This window comes from Stappia sp. ICDLI1TA098 (assembly GCF_054880955.1).
The window spans coordinates 1,558,166-1,575,057 of the sequence record NZ_JBTZBT010000001.1 but is presented as its reverse complement, the minus strand read 5'-3'; the positions used below and the strand labels follow the sequence as shown (position 1 = coordinate 1,575,057).

14 protein-coding genes, 1 pseudogene and 1 riboswitch are annotated in these 16,892 nt (G+C 60.9%); of the genes and pseudogenes, 5 read left to right on the top strand and 10 right to left on the bottom strand.

The features are described from left to right. Positions 1 to 417: 417 nt before the first annotated feature. Complete coding sequence (locus tag ACSLUQ_RS07095) at positions 418 to 1,653, top strand: hypothetical protein (protein ID WP_461808094.1); 1,236 nt, start codon at positions 418 to 420, stop codon at positions 1,651 to 1,653. After that, positions 1,599 to 1,913, top strand: a complete 315-nt coding sequence (locus ACSLUQ_RS07090) for a hypothetical protein (RefSeq protein ID WP_461808093.1) — start codon at positions 1,599 to 1,601, stop codon at positions 1,911 to 1,913. The genes ACSLUQ_RS07095 and ACSLUQ_RS07090 overlap by 55 nt, the downstream gene beginning before the upstream one ends. A 385-nt stretch (positions 1,914 to 2,298) precedes the next feature. Here ACSLUQ_RS07090 and ACSLUQ_RS07085 read toward each other — a convergent pair whose 3' ends face one another. From ACSLUQ_RS07085 to aztA, 9 genes and pseudogenes are all read right to left on the bottom strand, one after another. After that, positions 2,299 to 3,084, bottom strand: a complete 786-nt coding sequence (locus tag ACSLUQ_RS07085; RefSeq protein WP_417280777.1) for an ABC transporter permease — start codon at positions 3,082 to 3,084, stop codon at positions 2,299 to 2,301. Then, entirely contained in the window at positions 3,081 to 3,998 is a 918-nt protein-coding gene (locus tag ACSLUQ_RS07080; RefSeq protein ID WP_461808092.1) for an ABC transporter permease, read from the bottom strand. The genes ACSLUQ_RS07085 and ACSLUQ_RS07080 overlap by 4 nt, the downstream gene beginning before the upstream one ends. Before the next feature lie 13 nt (positions 3,999 to 4,011). Beyond that, the gene (locus ACSLUQ_RS07075; protein WP_461808091.1) at positions 4,012 to 5,502 is read right to left on the bottom strand and encodes an ABC transporter substrate-binding protein; all 1,491 of its coding nucleotides are present in this window, start codon (positions 5,500 to 5,502) and stop codon (positions 4,012 to 4,014) included. Position 5,503: 1 nt separating this feature from the next. Then, entirely contained in the window at positions 5,504 to 6,337 is an 834-nt protein-coding gene (locus tag ACSLUQ_RS07070) for a (2Fe-2S) ferredoxin domain-containing protein (protein WP_417280774.1), read from the bottom strand. Positions 6,338 to 6,443: 106 nt separating this feature from the next. Then, positions 6,444 to 6,655, bottom strand: a riboswitch (cobalamin riboswitch). Between the two features lie 50 nt (positions 6,656 to 6,705). Further along, a pseudogene (locus ACSLUQ_RS07065) lies at positions 6,706 to 7,056 on the bottom strand (GTP-binding protein); the annotation flags it as partial. 46 nt (positions 7,057 to 7,102) lie between these two features. After that, on the bottom strand, positions 7,103 to 7,759 hold the full coding sequence (locus tag ACSLUQ_RS07060; protein WP_461808476.1) for a ZinT family metal-binding protein: 657 nt from the start codon (positions 7,757 to 7,759) through the stop codon (positions 7,103 to 7,105). 1,241 nt (positions 7,760 to 9,000) lie between these two features. Next, the gene (gene aztC / locus ACSLUQ_RS07055) at positions 9,001 to 9,936 is read right to left on the bottom strand and encodes a zinc ABC transporter substrate-binding protein AztC (protein WP_461808090.1); all 936 of its coding nucleotides are present in this window, start codon (positions 9,934 to 9,936) and stop codon (positions 9,001 to 9,003) included. 17 nt (positions 9,937 to 9,953) lie between these two features. Further along, positions 9,954 to 10,823, bottom strand: coding sequence for a zinc ABC transporter permease AztB (gene aztB / locus ACSLUQ_RS07050; RefSeq protein ID WP_461808475.1), 870 nt, complete (start codon positions 10,821 to 10,823; stop codon positions 9,954 to 9,956). Between the two features lie 5 nt (positions 10,824 to 10,828). Then, positions 10,829 to 11,602: a zinc ABC transporter ATP-binding protein AztA gene (gene aztA, locus ACSLUQ_RS07045; protein WP_461808089.1), complete on the bottom strand. Its 774-nt coding sequence runs from the start codon at positions 11,600 to 11,602 to the stop codon at positions 10,829 to 10,831. A 116-nt stretch (positions 11,603 to 11,718) separates the two neighbouring features. Here aztA and ACSLUQ_RS07040 point away from each other — a divergent pair, with 116 nt between their 5' ends. After that, a complete protein-coding gene (locus ACSLUQ_RS07040) occupies positions 11,719 to 11,991 on the top strand; it encodes a hypothetical protein (RefSeq protein ID WP_461808088.1) in 273 nt (90 codons plus the stop codon). A 167-nt stretch (positions 11,992 to 12,158) separates the two neighbouring features. On the opposite strand, the gene ACSLUQ_RS07035 is transcribed toward ACSLUQ_RS07040, so the two are convergent. Continuing rightward, the gene (locus ACSLUQ_RS07035; protein ID WP_461808087.1) at positions 12,159 to 12,905 is read right to left on the bottom strand and encodes an SDR family oxidoreductase; all 747 of its coding nucleotides are present in this window, start codon (positions 12,903 to 12,905) and stop codon (positions 12,159 to 12,161) included. 109 nt (positions 12,906 to 13,014) lie between these two features. Here ACSLUQ_RS07035 and ACSLUQ_RS07030 point away from each other — a divergent pair, with 109 nt between their 5' ends. Continuing rightward, on the top strand, positions 13,015 to 13,287 hold the full coding sequence (locus tag ACSLUQ_RS07030) for a winged helix-turn-helix transcriptional regulator (protein WP_461808086.1): 273 nt from the start codon (positions 13,015 to 13,017) through the stop codon (positions 13,285 to 13,287). A 534-nt stretch (positions 13,288 to 13,821) separates the two neighbouring features. After that, positions 13,822 to 16,890 carry a TerB N-terminal domain-containing protein gene (locus tag ACSLUQ_RS07025; RefSeq protein ID WP_461808085.1) on the top strand — a complete coding sequence of 1,023 codons (3,069 nt, stop codon included), beginning with the start codon at positions 13,822 to 13,824 and terminating at the stop codon, positions 16,888 to 16,890. Positions 16,891 to 16,892 lie beyond the last annotated feature (2 nt).

Genomic DNA, 16,892 nt, shown 5'->3' with positions numbered 1-16,892 from the left:
CGCCCGGCGGGGGAAACCCCGGCCGGGCTTTTTCGTGACCGGCGGCCTGTGACTGGTGACCGGTCGGCAGGCGCGTTTAGGGACCGTACCAGGGCCAAACACAATACGGGCGGACTTAGTGTTTGGGTTCGCCAGTCTGACGGCAAAAACAAAGCCGCAACAAACGCAACAATGAGGGCGCAACACCAGGCGTTGCTCTCAACATCACCGCAACATCGCAGATCCCGTGTGAGGGCAACGGCCATCCAGCCGGCAGCCTGCAACCGGATTTTGTCAAAGCCGCCCGGTGATCCGAGGCGGCTTTTTCGTGGGAAAAAGGAACTGATGACATGTCGAGCGAACGCGAAATCCTGATCAAACTGAATGACATCCTCTCGCAAAATTGCGAGCACGCTGTATGCGGTCGGGGCCTCGAAAATGCTGACGCTCGATCGCGCGACGCTGGCGGATGCAGCGCAGGTGTATTTCCGCGAGAACGGCGAGGAGCGGTTCCGCGTGGGAATGTCCTGTGGGGAAAATGACTTCTCGATCCAGTACAGCCCGGACGGCACGCCGTTCTCCTATGATGACCGGCTGCGCATCGACAGCGAGACGGGGGAGGTGACGGTCAAGGGGCTCAACCTTGACGGGGCCAGATTCGCCAACCCCCGCCTGACCGGCCAGGCACGCTTTGCCGACGGCAGCGCCTCCGCGCCGGCAATCGCCCGGGAGGGAGACACCAACACGGGCTTCTTCTTCCCCGGCGGGGATGTCGTGGCCGGCGGGGCCGGGGGCGAGGAAGTGTTCCGGTTCAGTCCGCTGGGGTTTGCCATCGGAGGCAATGTCTCAAGTGCCTACAAGCTGGTCGTTGGTGGGCATGTTCTTGCCGGCGACGGTGAGGATCATACGCCCGATGGCTCGTGGACCGGTCAGGTCACCATCAACGGCAACGGGTTCAAGGCGGGCCTTGCTGCGGATGGGGCCGGACTGTGGGTTGGAACGAACAGTGCCTCGCGCGATGTGATCATGGCCGTGAATGAGACGGAGGTGGCCCGGTTCACGCCGACCGGTCTGGCGGTTGGCGGCTCATCCGCGAACTATCCGGTTGATGTCCACGGGGACATCCGTGCGCGTGAGGCGTTCAAGGTGGGCACCGGCGCAGGGACGGCCTACGGCAATGACAATCTGATCCGGCCTGCTTCGCCGTCTGCGTTCCTCAATATCAAGGGCGGCGCGGGGCGCGCGAAGGTTCTTCTGGGAAATGACGACGTCAATATCTCGGGTGGCACGGGATCTGTTGTCTTTCGGTATGGTGCCGGGGCCAGCGATGGTGGTGTCGAGGCTATGCGTGTCGATAGTTCCGGGCGGGTTGGGATCGGAACCTCATCCCCAGACCACGACTTCGACGTGAAGGGTACGTTCGGTGTTTCCGGCGCTGCGACCCTGAGCGGGAACATCGCATTCCTGTCTGATGATGCCCGGCTTTATCCGACCAGTTCGGATGGGACAGACAGTGCGCGTGTGGCGCTGCTGGGGGGGGCGGCGGGTTCACCTCGTCGCGCGGTGCCTACATGTATGTCTGCGGCAATGAGCACGCCTCGACGCCGGGACGCGCTGTCGTGGTCGCGGGTGAGGGGGCGGGTGCAGACGTCAGCGGGACGCGGATCTCGCTGATCGCGAGCGACAACACGGTGTTTTACAACGGCGGTACGGAGGCTGCCCGGATCGCCTCCGGTGGTCAGTTCCTCATTGGTGCCACCTCCGGCGCCTCGAAGCTGGTCGTCAACGACGACAGTGTGCAGGTGACCAGCCCGAAAACCCCGGCAAGTGCCACCGACACAGGCGAGACCGGCCAGATCGCCTGGGATGACGAGCACATCTATGTCTGCACCGCGCCCGACACCTGGAAGCGCTCCACGCTTACGACCTGGTGAGGAGGACGCGCCGGCCATCATCAAAAGACGTGAAAGGATCAAGCGGAAGACACTCGAATATCGGCGCCTGCAACACCGTGAAGTCGCCGCCTAAACATCAGCCCCCGACGAGACCCACGCTCCGCTGATTCACACCACTAGGTGTGTCAAATGTTCTGATGACGGACACCGGGGACACGAGACACGCTGAGCAGACACCGGATGTGACAAGCCTCGAGGTGAAGACGCTGGAGGTGAGACGAAGACGCAGAGCTCCAGCCACGGCGCCGCAGGCGGCGGGCCGGAGTGACGGTAGCATTGCACCCATCTCGATTGCGCAGACAGAGGTAGTCATTGCCCAAAAGCGGGCACTGGATGAAGAGCAGATCAGGTTGAATAGACCGTTCTATCGGGCTTGATGAGGCCGTAAACCGTCGAATGCGATATTAATCAGCGTCGCCATGGCTGCTATCGCCAGGCCCGGCCAGATCATCAGCATCGGATCATCGAAAATGAACATGCGATACTCGAACAGCATGGAACCCCAATCGGGCTTGGAGGGGTCGGCTCCCAGTCCGATGAAGGCGAGCGAAGCGTAGTTGACAACTGATTGGCCCGCATTGCTGCCAATGTGAGTGAACATGATCGGCAAGGTGTTGGGCAGAATGTGTTTCGCCATCAGACGTGGGGTGCCAGCACCGAGCGCACGCGCCGCGTGCACATAGGGCAGGCCCAGAGTTCGGCGTGTCAGGGAATTGGCGAGCAGGGCGTAAGGTCCGATCCCTGCGAGACCGAGCGCCAACCCCGCGGTCAGCGGCGACAGTCCGAAGATCGCGGCAGCCGTGAGCGCCCAGATCAAAGTCGGCACCACAATGAACAACTCGCAGAAGCGCAAAAGCGCCTGTTCGGTTTTGCCCCCGAGGATGGCGGCCATTGTGCCGAGGATCGAGCCGCCGAGAAAACCAACTGTGCCAACGGCGAGCACGACGAGCGCCGTGCGCCAGCCGGCGACCAGCATACGTGCAGCAACATCACGGCCAAGGTTGTCGGTGCCGAGCAGGTGTTCGGCCGATGGGCTTTGGTGACGAGACAGGATGTTGACCGCATCGGGGTCCTGCGGCTGCCAGACCCCTCCCGCCAGCAACAGGAGGGTGAGCACGAAAAGGAGCGTGAGAACGATGGTGCGTCTCATGCCGAACGCGAGTCCAGTCGCCGCATGGCCAGTTCCACCGCAGCGTTCATGGCCAACATCCAGACGGCGACGGTCATGATGTAGGCAAGCAGCACTGAATAATCGCGTGCGCCGATGGACTGTACAAGAAACTGGCTGATACCCGGCAACCCGAACAGCACTTCCAGCGTTGCCGCTGTGCCAATCGCCCAGCCTGCCTCGGAGCGAACCGCCGATAGCATTGCATAGAGCGCACTGCGATGGCAGTGATGCCACAATGCCTGCCGATGAGTCAGTCCCTTGGCGAGTGCGGTGCGGAAGTAGGGCTGCCCGGTCTGTTCAAGCATGTCGCGCCGGTAGATGCGCGCGAACAGGCCGATCGAATGCATCGCGATGAGGACGATGGCAAGCGCATAGATCGATGGTCCGCCAGAGAACGGTCGTATGAGCTGAAGCTTGACGCCGAGCACCCAGATCAGGAGCAGTCCGAGCCAGAAGGCCGGCACCGCCTGCACACCGATCGCGAGGCCACGGCTGAAACGGTCAGCGATGCCCCGTGGCCGCATCGCTGCGGCGAGGCCCAGCGGCACCGCAAGCACGCTCGCGAGCGCAAGGCCGGAAATGCCGAGTGTGAGCGACAGGGGTAGGCGTTGCATGAACTCGCCAAAGATGGCCTCCCCCGTGCGGAACGAGCGTCCCCAGTCGCCGGCGACGAATCCCGACAACCAGCTGAAATAGCGCTGCGCCAGCGGCTGATCGAGACCCCATTCGGCACGCATCGCTGCGACCGTCGCAGGATCGGCGGGCAGGTTCCACGCACGGATGGCGATCTCGACAGGGTCGGCCGGCATCAGCGCGACAACGAGGAAGGCCAGCGCGGAGACCGCCAGCAAGCTGGCGGCCGCACGCAGGCCCAATCTCAGCGTATGCTCCAACACGCTAGTTCTTTCAGCGCACCTCGCCCATCTTCGGTCGGATCACGTGATAGTCTGAACCCCACGGCTCGTAATTCGCGAGGCGTTGCGAGAGGCCGACATGCCAGCTCGGCGACACGAGGAATGTTACCGGAGCATCCTTGAAGAGCTGCTCCTGCGCCTCCAGGGCAATCTCCATGCGCTCTTCCGACGTTCCGACCTTGGAAAATTTGGCAATGATCGCGTCGAACGCGTCGCTCTTGTAGCGCGCATGATTGAGCGGGCCATCGCTCTTCAGCATGGAGTTAAAGAAATAGGCAGGGTCCCCGGCGGGCGCAGTATGCTGTGCCCAGAGCGCAATGTCGAAAGCGCCGTCGGCAGCATATTCGCCGATATTCTCAACCACCCTGGTGTCGGAAGCAATGCCGACGCGGGCGAGGGCCGCCTTCACCACCGGCATCATGGTGACCAGGTCTGGCCGCTGCGGATAGGTGACGATCAGTATGGAGAGTTTCTGGCCATCCTTTTCGCGGACGCCGTCACTACCGGGCTCCCAACCGGCTTCGTCCAAAAGCGCCTTCGCCTTGTCGAGGTCCGTGTTGCGGGGCTCCTTCGCTGCAAAAGGGAAATATGGTGCAAAAGCGCCTGTGGCTGGAGTGCCGGCGTTGATCGCCGCGACGAGTTCCTGGCGGTCGATGGCGAGATCGATCGCCTGCCTGACTTTCACGTCCGATACGGCTGGTCGCTCATTGTTGATGAAGCCGAAATACTGGTAGCCCACCGGGAAGGATTTGATTGCGACACCCGGATTGGCTTTCAACCGTGAGAGGCCTTCAGCCGGCAAGCCAAAGGCAATATCGAGTTCGCCAGCCTCGAAGGCCAGTGCCATCGTCTGCGCATCGCCAAACCGGCGCAGATTGATCGGCGAACGGTCTTCCGCGCCGGGGAAACTGGTATTGGGCTTCAGTGCCAGGTTTTGGTCGACGTTGAACTCCTCGACCGCATAGGGGCCGGTGAACAGGAACGAGCCGTCCTCCTTTGTGGTGTAGGCCATAAGCGGCCATTCGGCGAAGAGTGCTGCAATCAACGGCACCGGCCTCTCCGTGGTCAGCGCAAGCGTGAGATCGTCCTGCGCCTCGAAACTGATCATGCCACCGGTGGATTTGGCCGCCGGCAGTTTTGAGAAGGTGTGATCGAACCCCTTTTTCAGGGCGGCCGCCGTGACAGGTGAGCCATCGGAGAAGAAGCGGCCGGGCGCAAGGCTAACGGTCCAGGTCAAGTCTCCGGTCCGCTCTGCCGTTGCAGCCAGTTCAGGCACCAGATTGCCGTCCTTGTCGACCATAAACAGCTTTTCGCCAATACCGTGGCTGACCAGCGCCCAGCTTGATGACCCTTTGGTCGGATCAAGAGCAGCTGTGATGAACGTTGCGCCGGCCTGGATTGCTTCTTGTGCTATTGCCGGCACAGTGAAAACGCACGTGGAAACGGCCAACGCGGCAAGCGTGGCTCGGGTGATGTGTCTCATGTCAGTCCTCTGTTGAATCTGGCTGAATCTTGCTGCGCAGGCGCTGCTTGCGTCCGGTCGGTTGATAGGCGAAGTCGTCGACGATGCGTCCTCCGAGCAGATGTTCCTCGACGATACGGTCGATCGCAGTCTCGGTAACACCGCCGTAATAGGTACACTCGGGAAACACTTGGACCACTGGTGCAAGTGCGCAGGGGCCCAAGCACGTCGATTTTGCGGTCATCGTGCCGCAGCCGGTCACACGCAGTTTGCGGCGCTGTTGCACGTTGCGCAGATGTGCCCAGATTGCATCCGCGCCGGCGGCGTTGCAGGCTCCGCCCTCGCAGACGAGGACGCGGTGCTTCTGCGCTGGCACCAACGATGCCTCAGGCTTTGCGCCGTCGGGAACAATGACGGGGGCGATTGCAGCATCTGCGATCATGGCGGAAAGCAACGCTTCGAAGTGCATACTCTGGGCGATATCGCGGGTGACCCGTATCGGTGGCCAGCCGTCAGGAGTTTCTGCCTGCCAACGCTTCAGCGAGCGTGTCATCCAGTTCATGAAGCTCGGTTCCATCGGAAGCACCAGCGGAACGACCAGAATGGACGCAAATCCGCGCCCGCGCAGGTTCAGAAGCGCATCGCGCAGCGATGGTTGTCCTTGCTCGGAAAAACATGAGATGGCCTGTGCCACATTGGGAAGACGTGCGGCTATGGACGCAAGTCGCTGCATCTCGGCATGAGGCGCGGCAGCGAATGCAGACTTTGCGACCAGCAGGACAGCCTCGCCGAGAACGGCAGGCCCGTTTCCTTCGTTGTGCCGGTTTGCATCCGTTGACGTTGAAGTCTGCTCCAATCAAAAATCCCCGCTGCCATGCAGACGGGGACCTGGAGACGTGGCGCGAGTTCAGTTCATGCAGACCGAACACAGCGTACGCGCTCCCATGGCAATCCCCGACCACGGAACTCTATGTTGTCAGGCAGGTCTCCTGGCTCGCGGGTCGTTGCTGCTTTGCGTGTCTTCCCGGCTCAAATGCCAGTGACATTGACGGCAAAGCGGCTCGCCGCTCACAGTTGCGGGTCAGCTCCGGCATTCCTCGAAAGGTCACCGGATTCCCTCTTAGCTCCCTGTCGGAAATTCCGACAGGGAGAACCTTGACGGCGCGACAGTCTCGAATTGTGTTTCACTTGTCAATCTCGCTTGAAATGTTCTTTCGGATCGGCTTAGGAAGCAACGGCATTGCGTTCCCAAGCCGGGAGCGGATCGGCTAGATCACGCCTGCGGCCGGGCATGAAGTCTGTTTCCGGAACGAGGCCAGCGTCCAGCTCGGCGCGGACTTTCCGCTCATCCATCGGATCACAACCGATGAAGACGATCTCCTGGCGCCGATCGCCCCACACGGGATCGAGATAGGGCCTCATGGCTGCCTTCCATTCCGGATAATCCGGCCATTGATGCTTGCGGACAGATGCCCACCACAGGCCATGCTTTTCTGTGCGGATGAGCGCTCCGGTCTGACTGATTTCACCGACATAATCCGGGCGGGTCGCCAGCCAGAAGAACCTCTTGGCGCGCCCGGCTGGAAGCCGGGCGCGAGGTTGTTGGAAGAAGCGTCCCCAATCAGTGCGCGATCATCTCGTGAACGATCTCGTCGGCCTTGAGCGAGGACGGATAGTAGGTCGGCCAGTTTGTCAGCTCCTCCAGCAGGGCCGCACGGTCGTCGCCCCAGTAGAGGTGATAGTGGTCGGTGACCTCGGGCGCGATCCTGTGATCGCTGAACTGGATGAACGCAGGTGCGGCCTCGTCGCCTTTCGTCTTCTTGAAGATGAAGCGGACGCCGCGGTTGCCCTTCTTGTAGGTGAGGATCTCGTAGCCGTCATAGGCGTAGTGGCCCTCGACCGGCTGGCCGTCACGATAGAAGGTGACGATGTCGCCCTTGATCGTGATCCGCTCGACGTCGGTCTTGTAACCGACATCGTAATAGGCCTTCCATTCGTCGGCGGTCTTGTCTCCGCTTTCGGCCTTGTGCGTCCAGACAGGATCGAGCGTCCCGTCCTTCAGGTGCGGATAGACCGACTGCCAATCGCCCGCGTAGTCCGAGAGGGGGCGATCCTTGATCTGGCTGTCCTCGAAATAGCCTTTGTAGACCTTCTCGTCACCGTGATCGTGTGCGTGCTCCTTGCCATGATTGTGTCCGTCACCATGACTGTGGTCGTGGCTTTTCTCGCCCTCATGGTTCTTGCCGCTCCCGCCTGCAACAGTGATGTTGTATGGCATGCCCTCGACCTCGATGGTTCCGGATTCCTGCAGGGTGTCCTTCGCAATCCGTCGAACCAGTCCGGCCTTCGGATCGCTCATGACGATCTCGTCGCCAGCCATGGCCAGCCGCGGGCGCGGGTCGTTCCAGTGGCCGTCCATCGAGTAGGACTCGGTCACCTTTTCGCTCTTGGCCACCGCGCCGTCGAGGATGTCCAGTTGATGCAGCGTGCCGTCTTCGGTGAGCACATAGCCAAAGCGGGCATTGGCCGGATCGAGCGCGAAGTCGATACGTCGGAACGGAAGCTTTATGTAGCGGAAGTGTGGTTCGTCGGCGGGGTCAACCACCACAAGGCCATTGGCACCGTAGTTCCCTAGGAAGACCTGCATGCTCTTGGCACCGAGCAGTGTTCCGGTCTTCTGGCCGGCCGGCAGGTCGTTTGAATATTTCAGCATCTTGAAGGTCGGTGCATCGCTTCCGGCAGTGACCGTCAGCACGCCTTCATCACATCCAGCCGCGAGGAAGGCACCGGAAAACGCCTCGCCATGAATTCCGGAGCAGGTGGCAACCTCGCCGACCGGCGTTCCGTCTTCCTTGACCGTCTGCATGCCAACCCGCTTAGGCAAGGCGTCGCCTTCAACCGGCACGTCGGAAGCGACCGTCGTGACCCAGTGCTTGCCGATCGGTGCAGCAAAGCCGTGATGTGCACGGGCTTGCGGCAAGCGAGTGGACTCGACCTCGCCGTGCGAGAGTTCGTGAGCGTCGACAATCTCGTTGTACCCGCCGCGGTCGAAATTGATCACCACCTTGCCGTCGTGGTCGATGATGTGGAACGGGCGCGGACCTGTCAGGGTTGCTTCGGCCGCCTTGGGGTCCTCAATGTCGATGTCTGAATGATCGCCGTGCGCGTGCAGCGAGATGCCGCTGTCGATGAAGTTCACGACGTCGTGGTCGGACTGGACCGCTACAATGGCTGCGCCTTCGTCAACGCTGTAGAGCTTGACCTGGCCGGTGGTCTCGAACGACCAGCGCTTGTCTGGTTCGCCGAGATCGAATGCCGTAATCTTGCCCTCGACATGGTCGCCGACGAAAACACGGTAGAGCGTGATGTCTTCATCCGCCAAAGCTACGGGACCGGCGAGGCCCACGGAAAGGGCAAGGGCAGATGCCCCCAGGATAAACCGTCTCATTCATCTCTCCTTTTGTATGATATGATATTACATTACATGAGAGGGCGGATTTGACCCCACCTCATGGAAGTTCAGCCGCCCTTGATGGCGGTGGCGAGTGTCCGAACGTTGTGACGCATCATGTCAAGATAACTGGCTGCCGGGCCATCCGGCGGCGACAGCGCGTCGGAATAGAGCGTTCCTCCGAGCGTCAGTCCGGCTTCGGACGCGATCTGCTCCACCAGTCGCGCATCGGCGATGTTCTCGGCAAAGACGGCAGACGCGCGCTTCTCCCTGATCTCGCGGATGAGCGAGGCAACATCCGCGGCCGATGCCTCTGACTCGGTCGAGACACCTTGCGGAGCGAGGAAGAGAACATCGTAGTCGCGCTCGAAGTAGCGGAAGGCATTGTGCGCGACCACCGCGACGCGGCGGTCCTCCGGAATGTCCGCGATCGTCTTCCGGATGTCCCGGTCAAGGTCGGCCAGCTGCGCCTCGTAGGACCGGGCGTTCGCACGATAGGTGTCGCAGCCTTCCGCATCCGCCTTGCAGAATTCGGCCACGATGTTGCGCACATACATCCGGGCGTTGGCCACGGACTGCCATGCGTGCGGGTCGTTCGGGGTGGCATGGAACACGGCCTCACCGTTGATATAGTGATAGTGTCCCCCGTTCGGGTCGTTCAGGATGTCGGCTCCGTCGGTCAGAACCGCCACCGTGGCGGTCGTGCCGCTCGCTTCGACCAACCTCTCCATGAAGCCCTCGAGAAGAAGTCCGTTGGTCAGGATCACGTCGGCGCGCGCCAGCGCCATCGCGTCGGCGGGCTTGGGTGCGTAGACGTGGGCATCGCTGTTCGCGCCGACCAGCGTCCGCAATTCGATCCTGTCGCCGCCGACGGTCCTGGCGAAGTCTCCGATGATCGAAAAGGTGGCGACGACGCCAAGTTTCCCGTCTTCGGCTGAGGCCGATGGCGCGAGTGAAACCGAGGCGAGGCCAATTGCCCAGATGAGGGTTTTGAAACAGTTCAAATGAAGGCTCCCGGTTGTCAGGCGGTTCGATGGGCGGTGCGGGGAAGGCGCGACAGCAGCACGCCGCGTGGGGCCAGCAGCACCGACGCGAAATAGACGGCTCCGGCGGACAGGATGATCGCGGGCCCCGAGGGCAAGGAGGCGTGATAGGACAGCAGGAGGCCGGATGCGGAGGCCAGAAGTCCGATGCCGATCGCCACCAGACACATCGCCGCGACACGGTTGACCCAGAACCGCGCGGCCGCGGCTGGCAGGATCATGAGGCCAACCGAGAGCAGCGTGCCCAGGGCCTGGAACCCGGCCACGAGGTTCACAACGACCAGTCCGAGAAACACGAAATGCACCGGGGGCCCGAGCTTCGAGACAGACCGCAGGAACATCGGATCGAGGCATTCCGCGACCAGGGCGCGCCAGAACACCAACAGCGCGACCAGTGTCAGGCTCGAAGACAGCGCGATCAGAAGCAGCGCGTCATTGTTCAGGGCAAGCACCGTGCCGAACAGCACATGCATGAGATCGACGCTCGAGCCGCGCAGTGAAACCATCAGGACACCGAACGACAGGGAAATCAGGTAGAAGGCTGCCATCGACGCATCCTCCTTCTGGATCGTCAGTCGCGCGACCGCGCCGGCCGACAGAGCCACGACCATGCCTGCGATCAGTCCGCCGACTGTCATCGGCACGATCTGCAGGCCGTAGAGGAGGAAACCGGCTGCCGCGCCAGGCAGGATGGCGTGCGCCATCGCATCGCCCGTCAGGCTCATGCGCCTCAGCATCAGGAACACACCCACCGGGCATGCGCTGAGCGAAAGCATGACAGCGCCAAGCAGCGCGCGTCGCATGAACACGAACTCGGTGAAAGGGGCGAAGAGCCAGTCGACAGGCATGGCGCTCATGCCGCACCCCGCCGCCCGTCACGGAGATCGTGGTTGCGGCCCGGTGCACACCACGGCGCATCCTCGTCCCAAGCTTCATGGAACTGGCGAGCGCGAAGAAGGTTTTCGGTGGACAGGGCGTCGCACGCGCCTCCCCAGGCCACGGGGCGGCGGGCGAGCAGAATGGCCTCGGGAAAGTGCTGCCTCACAAGGTCAAGGTCGTGGACAACGACCATCACGGTGCGTTTCTCACCGTGCCAGCGCTTGATGAGTTTGATCAGGTCGGTGACCGTCCTGGCATCAATGGCGTTGAACGGCTCGTCGAGCAGGATGAGGTTCGCATCCTGCACCAGGACCCGTGCGAACAACGCGCGCTGCAATTGCCCGCCGGACAGGGTGTCGATCGGCCGATTGCCAAAACCTCCCAGTCCCACGGCGGAGAGCGCCTCAATCAGGCTTTTGCGATCCTCGGCACGATGCCGGGCGAACATGCCGCGCCGTGGCCACAGACCGAGCGAGACAAGATCGATCACGCGTGCGGGGAAGGACCGGTCCAATTCCGACTGTTGCGGCAGGTAGGCGATGCTGACCCCGGATGCGAGGGAGCAGGATCCCGCCATCGGCTGGAGGACGCCGGCGATACCCTTCATGAGGGTCGACTTGCCAGACCCGTTGGCCCCTACGACGGCCGTCAGCGAGCCCTTTCGCACCGATCCGTCGAGATGGTGGATGGCCGGGTGGCTGTTGTAGCCGAGCGTCAGATCGCGGAATGTCAGGCATGTTTCCGGCATGGCTTAAGCGTGATTCCACCGTCGAATGACACACATACTTGAGTGTTTGGTTATGTAATGTTATCACGTTTAGCATCCACTCACCCGCGAGGCAACGGCCCTTGGAGAATGCTCCGATGGTTCAGATCTACGACCTCACGGAAAACCAGGCGCTGGCCCTCAATGCCCTGACGAGTGCAGATGGACCGGCAAGCGCCTATTCGCTTCTGGACAGGTTGCGCGAACACGGGATTATCGCCTTCGCCATTTGCGACTGTTGCGGTCAAGTGGATGAGTTCTCGGACATGGTGATCGCAAAGCGCCTGACGGGCTGGGCGCGCGAGCATTCCTTCAAGCTCGCGAACACCACGATCGAACTCCGCGGCACATGCGCGAACTGCATGCCGTAACAGTGGCGATCATCGACAAGTCGAGCATAGCCGATCAACTCTGAGTATTTGCTGGACGCCACGGTCCACGATGTGGCCAAAGGGGCGGCTTTCGAAGGCCGCACCCTCAACACACAGAGCGCAATCCGTGGGGGAATGCCCCTGCGCCTGCGCTCCAGAAAAGCCCATCAACTGTTGATCATCTCAAACGCGGCTGCATGGCGACCTTCGGCCTCGGCCTTTCGCTGGAACGCGACGCGGCTCACGAGGATCTCGTCCGGAATATCTTCAAGGGACAAGATATCCATGACTTCGGCCGTGAAGTCTTCCAAGGGCATGGCCGCGGCCTGTTGCGACTGGTCCGGAGTCAGATCGGTTGCGACAAGCGGCGGGGCGATCTCATGCACCGTCACGGAGGTGTCGCGCAGCTGATGCCTGAGCGACTGGGTCCAGGAATGGATGGCGGCTTTCGTGGCAGAGTAGACCGGGTTGGCCGCCTTGGGCACGAAGGCCAGTCCCGACGATACCGTGACCAGCGCCGCTGTGGGTCGGGTCTGCATGTGAGGCAGAAAGGCCGCGGCTAGGTGGAGCGGCGCCGTCAGGTTGGTGGCGATCGTACGCTCGGCCACGTCAAGATCGACGGGATCGACCGTGTAGTCCTCGCTCTCCATGATACCGGCGTTGAGAATGAGCGTGTCGAGCTCGGGATGGTCGGCCATGACCGTTGACGGGAAGGCGGCGAGCGCGTCGCGATCCATCACGTCCAGGACATAGCCGGCCATGCCTGGGTTCTCGTCCAGCGTGGCCTGCAGGCTGCCATGTTTGCGGCCAGTGATGATGATGCGATTGCCCTTGGCCTGAAGGTTCCGTGCAAGGGCCCGACCAATACCGGAATTGCCACCGGCGATCAGGATCGTGCGATTTGTCAGAGCCACTTATTCTTGCCCTTCTGAAAGCAACTGGCCCTTACATGTCTGTCGCGCTACAAAGTGGAAAGTAGGCACCCAAAAGATTTATACTTACAAAAAAGAGAGTATGAGGTCGATGATAGACCATTCTCTGCGCAAAGAACTTCAGGATATTGGCCCGGCCGACCCCACCATGGATCGTCTTGTCGAAGAGGTCATCGGCAGGGTCGCCGACAAATGGACGATGCTGTTGATTGAAATCCTCACGGAGCGGGAGTGCTGCCGTTTCGGAGAGCTTTCACGAGCCTGCACGGGGACCAGCCAGAAGATGCTGACGCAGACGCTGCGCGCAATGGAGCGCGACGGCTTCGTGACCCGAACAGTCTATCCGGTCGTGCCCCGAAGGTAGAATATCGGCTGACAGACCTGGGCATTGGTCTGAGCAAGGCATTCTGCGGCGTCTGGCTTTGGGCAGAAGCGAACTTTGATAAAGTCGAATGCGCGCGGCGTGACTACGCGGCGAGGAACGCTGACGACGGGTGACCCAATTGGGGCTCGAACCAGGCGCGCGGCAATGCAGTGACCAGCCACCACGCCAAGCAACCTTGACCCTTTCGGCCCAAAGCTGCCGTCAGGCGATTCCTGGATGAATGGCCGCTATGCGCTTCCATTTCGGTCGTTTACCCTCTCTTGATCTTATCCTGAAAGCAGCCGTTCGTTGTACCGCGAGCAAACGCCCATATCCCGTTGAGCCCCTAAAGTTGTCGCGATGCGCCACCGGAAGCAATCACATACTGCCACGGCTTCATCAGTCCAGCTCGGCCTATATCGAGCCGGCAGTCGCCAAAGTCATAGGTCGCTATATTCAGGAGTGCTTGCAAGAATAGATCAAAAAACGCAATGTTGACCTTATTCCGAGCAATGCTTTGAAAGTGGACTTGCAATGAGTGAGGCGGGGTCGAGATTCTTGAAGTGTCTGGCCGTTTTGTTCGCTGGCGCGGTGATCTTTTTTACGCCGATAGCTAACGCAGAAGAACTTTCCACTCGGGAACTTCAGAGTTTCCTGGCCGAAAATGGGTACAGGCCGGGGACACTGGACGGGATCGACGGTCCTATGACACGCGCGGCATTGAAAGCGTTCCAGGCAGATCACGGTCTGACAGAGACCGGCATGCAAGATTCGGCCACACAGGTGGCGATCGGGAAAGAGGCCGAGCCAGATCCGTCCGCAATAGCGACGGCCCCGGCTGTCAGCGAGGAGCCGGCCCCCTTGAACCAAGAAGAGACGGCGCCGATCTATACCCTTGGAAGCTCCCAGCTTGAAAGCAAAGAGGCATTCTCTGCCGAGGACACAAGCGCTATGTCGCCTCCCCTTGAGACCTCGGCTCCTTCATCTGCCTCGCAGGTTGCGGGGGAAGGGCGGAAGGGTGATAGCGCCGATACGCCTCCGCCGTCAGCCGCGACGGAGGCTGCTGGAGAGAGTGGTACGTCTTCGTCAGATGACCCGCTTGAGACCGCTACTGTAATCGCAATTCCCGCTTTGTTGATTTTCCTCTGGTTCCGGCGCAGACGTATCAAGAGAAAGATCGCGCAAGCTGATGCGAAAAACTACGCCGTCGAGGGCAATTTTGTGTCCGCAAATCGTTCGGCGTCCGCGTATTCGGCTGCGCCGCTCGGAAAACAGACAGTGTCGCCGCCGAGCGAAGTAGTCCCCGCCGGAATAAACTGTGTCGGTGGCGTAGCCACATCGGGATCAAGCTCTGCGAAGCGCAAAGCGGATGACAGCCATTTCAGACTGGCGAATGCCAATCCTGCAGCAGGTCTCTTTGCTTCAAAAAGCAGTCCTGTTTCGGCCTCTTTTACGGTCTCTGACCGGCGAAGCGCTGGTGGGCTGCATGTCGAAACCGGCTCCAATCGCCTCACCAGCAAGCGCGAGACCTATGATCGTGGGTGGTTCGCAAAGCAAGGCGCCTGGCTTCCGCCCGGAGAGACCGTCAAGATAGCCGGCCGCACGATCGCGGGGATGGTCTATGTCGGCACTCCACCACGGGCCGGTCGCTATCAGGAGAAATGCCGGGCGTATATCGATCCCGGTTTGAAAGCTTCACCGGGCAGCGGCGACATCGCTGGGACGAGCATGCCGTATTGGCCGAGTTATTCGGAGATGTCGCCGATCGCCCGCGGGACATATCTCGACTGGCTCGCGTCGGGCCGCAACGATGCCCGATATGACGCCGGTTACCTGTTTCTCTATTTTTACGGCCTCGAACGCCGGTTCTTCGCCGACAAGCCCGGTATGCCTGAAAAGCTGGAGATAGTGCGCGAGGTCGAACGTCTTCAGGCGCTCTATTACGAGAATCATTCGGCGCGGCGCTATCTTGGCCTTTTTCTGGAAGCCGCAGCTCTATTTGTGGAGGACGCGCGCCCGCTTGAGCTGCCATTCGGGTCGGAAAGCGGCGAGCTGCCGCTTCCGGTCAAAATCCTGCTGGGCACGACAATCGCTGAAGAAGGGCGACTATCGTCCGAACAGCTGCTGAGCTTCTGGTATTGCCATCCGGAATGTTACGGACGTACCCCGGCACAGCGTTGTGCGGAGGAATTCCGTGCACTGTTCGGCCTGAAATTCAACGAGAAACATCCGGACGGGCTTAAGCTCCGAAAGCCCAAACGCGATCTCAAGGTTACCTACCGGGCAGCGTCTTCGGAGTTTGAGGTTGAGCTCCTTCCGAAAGCAAACGGTCAGCCGATCCCTGATATATCCAGCCTTGGAACGCCTGTTACCGCAGCAAAGTCAATCGCGGACGAGGCCATCGACGAACTCGACAAGCTGAGCCGCTATCTCGGTCGAAATCCTGAAGGGCGCGGGAGCGTCGAAGCGCATGCCTTGCTTCCGCCAGCCCTCTGGCCGCTGTTCCCCTCTGCCGATCTCGAGGAGATCAGGCGTTGGGCACACGGTATCATCGGCGGTAGCGGGCTGGTACCACTGGTCGATCTCATCGCCAAACTGGAAGGCTCGGTTCCTGACAAGATCGGAAAGAAACAGCTTGTGAGCGCGGCCGATGCCCTTGCTCGGCTCGGCATCGGCTTTTCTCCCGATCCGCGCTTTGCCCTGCGCGGTCCGAAGATCGGCGATCCGGTCATGCTTTTTGAGCAAGCTGATGGCGATCTTGAGAGTGTCAGCGACGGATATAAACAAGCGCTAACCGAACTGACGGTCGGCGCTTTCATCGCGCATGCCGACAACGAGATTGCGCCAGCCGAACGCATGGCGCTGCAGCGCCTGATCGACGACAAACCATTGAACGAGGCGGAGCGAAATCGCCTGACAGCCAATCTTGCCTGGCAGCTTTCCGTGCCGCCTGACGCAAGAGGGCTACGCAAAAGTCTGCAGAACGTCTCTCCGGCCGAGAGCGGCGCGATCAGAAGGGCCATTGTGGCAATGGTTCACGCCGACAATGTGGTGGCAGCCGATGAGGTCTCCGCGATCGAGAAGATCTACAAGTTTCTCGGCATTTCCGAAGCGGAGGTCTACTCCGACATTCACGCGCTTTCAGCCTCAGATGAACCGGTCACGCTGTTGCGCGCGCAGCCGGCGGAGCCGGGCGAAGTGATTCCTGCCGAAGCCCGCCCCAATTTTCTCGACAGCGGCAGAATTGCATCGATCCGCCAGGATACAGAACGCGTCTCCTCTGTTCTGGGCGCCATCTTCGCTTCCGATATCGACGATGATCTCGATGATCTCGATGATGAGCTACATGATGACGTGCAGCAGCACGTTCTGCCTGGCCTAGATCCGGTCCACGCGGGTTTCGTGATTGAGCTTGTCACCCGCGATCAGTGGTCGGAGGTGGAATTCAACACGCTGGCCAGTCAGCATGGCCTGATGGTGGCCGGTGGACTGGAAACGATCAATGAATGGTCATTCTCGCGCTACGACGATGCGCTTATTGAGGAATATGAAGGTTTCGAGTTGAACACCGAAATCGTCCGGCAATTGCAGTTGCCGGCTTAAGG

What these genes read in the sequence shown, in the direction of transcription:
- ACSLUQ_RS07095 (WP_461808094.1), top strand. Translation starts at nt 418, where the DNA reads ATGCTGACGCTCGATCGCGCGACGCTGGCGGATGCAGCGCAGGTGTAT.
- aztA (WP_461808089.1), bottom strand. Translation starts at nt 11,602, where the DNA reads ATGCCGGAAACATGCCTGACATTCCGCGATCTGACGCTCGGCTACAAC.
- ACSLUQ_RS07040 (WP_461808088.1), top strand. Translation starts at nt 11,719, where the DNA reads ATGGTTCAGATCTACGACCTCACGGAAAACCAGGCGCTGGCCCTCAAT.
- ACSLUQ_RS07025 (WP_461808085.1), top strand. Translation starts at nt 13,822, where the DNA reads ATGAGTGAGGCGGGGTCGAGATTCTTGAAGTGTCTGGCCGTTTTGTTC.
- ACSLUQ_RS07075 (WP_461808091.1), bottom strand. Translation starts at nt 5,502, where the DNA reads ATGAGACACATCACCCGAGCCACGCTTGCCGCGTTGGCCGTTTCCACG.
- aztB (WP_461808475.1), bottom strand. Translation starts at nt 10,823, where the DNA reads ATGCCTGTCGACTGGCTCTTCGCCCCTTTCACCGAGTTCGTGTTCATG.
- ACSLUQ_RS07060 (WP_461808476.1), bottom strand. Translation starts at nt 7,759, where the DNA reads ATGCCATACAACATCACTGTTGCAGGCGGGAGCGGCAAGAACCATGAG.
- ACSLUQ_RS07085 (WP_417280777.1), bottom strand. Translation starts at nt 3,084, where the DNA reads ATGAGACGCACCATCGTTCTCACGCTCCTTTTCGTGCTCACCCTCCTG.
- ACSLUQ_RS07030 (WP_461808086.1), top strand. Translation starts at nt 13,015, where the DNA reads ATGATAGACCATTCTCTGCGCAAAGAACTTCAGGATATTGGCCCGGCC.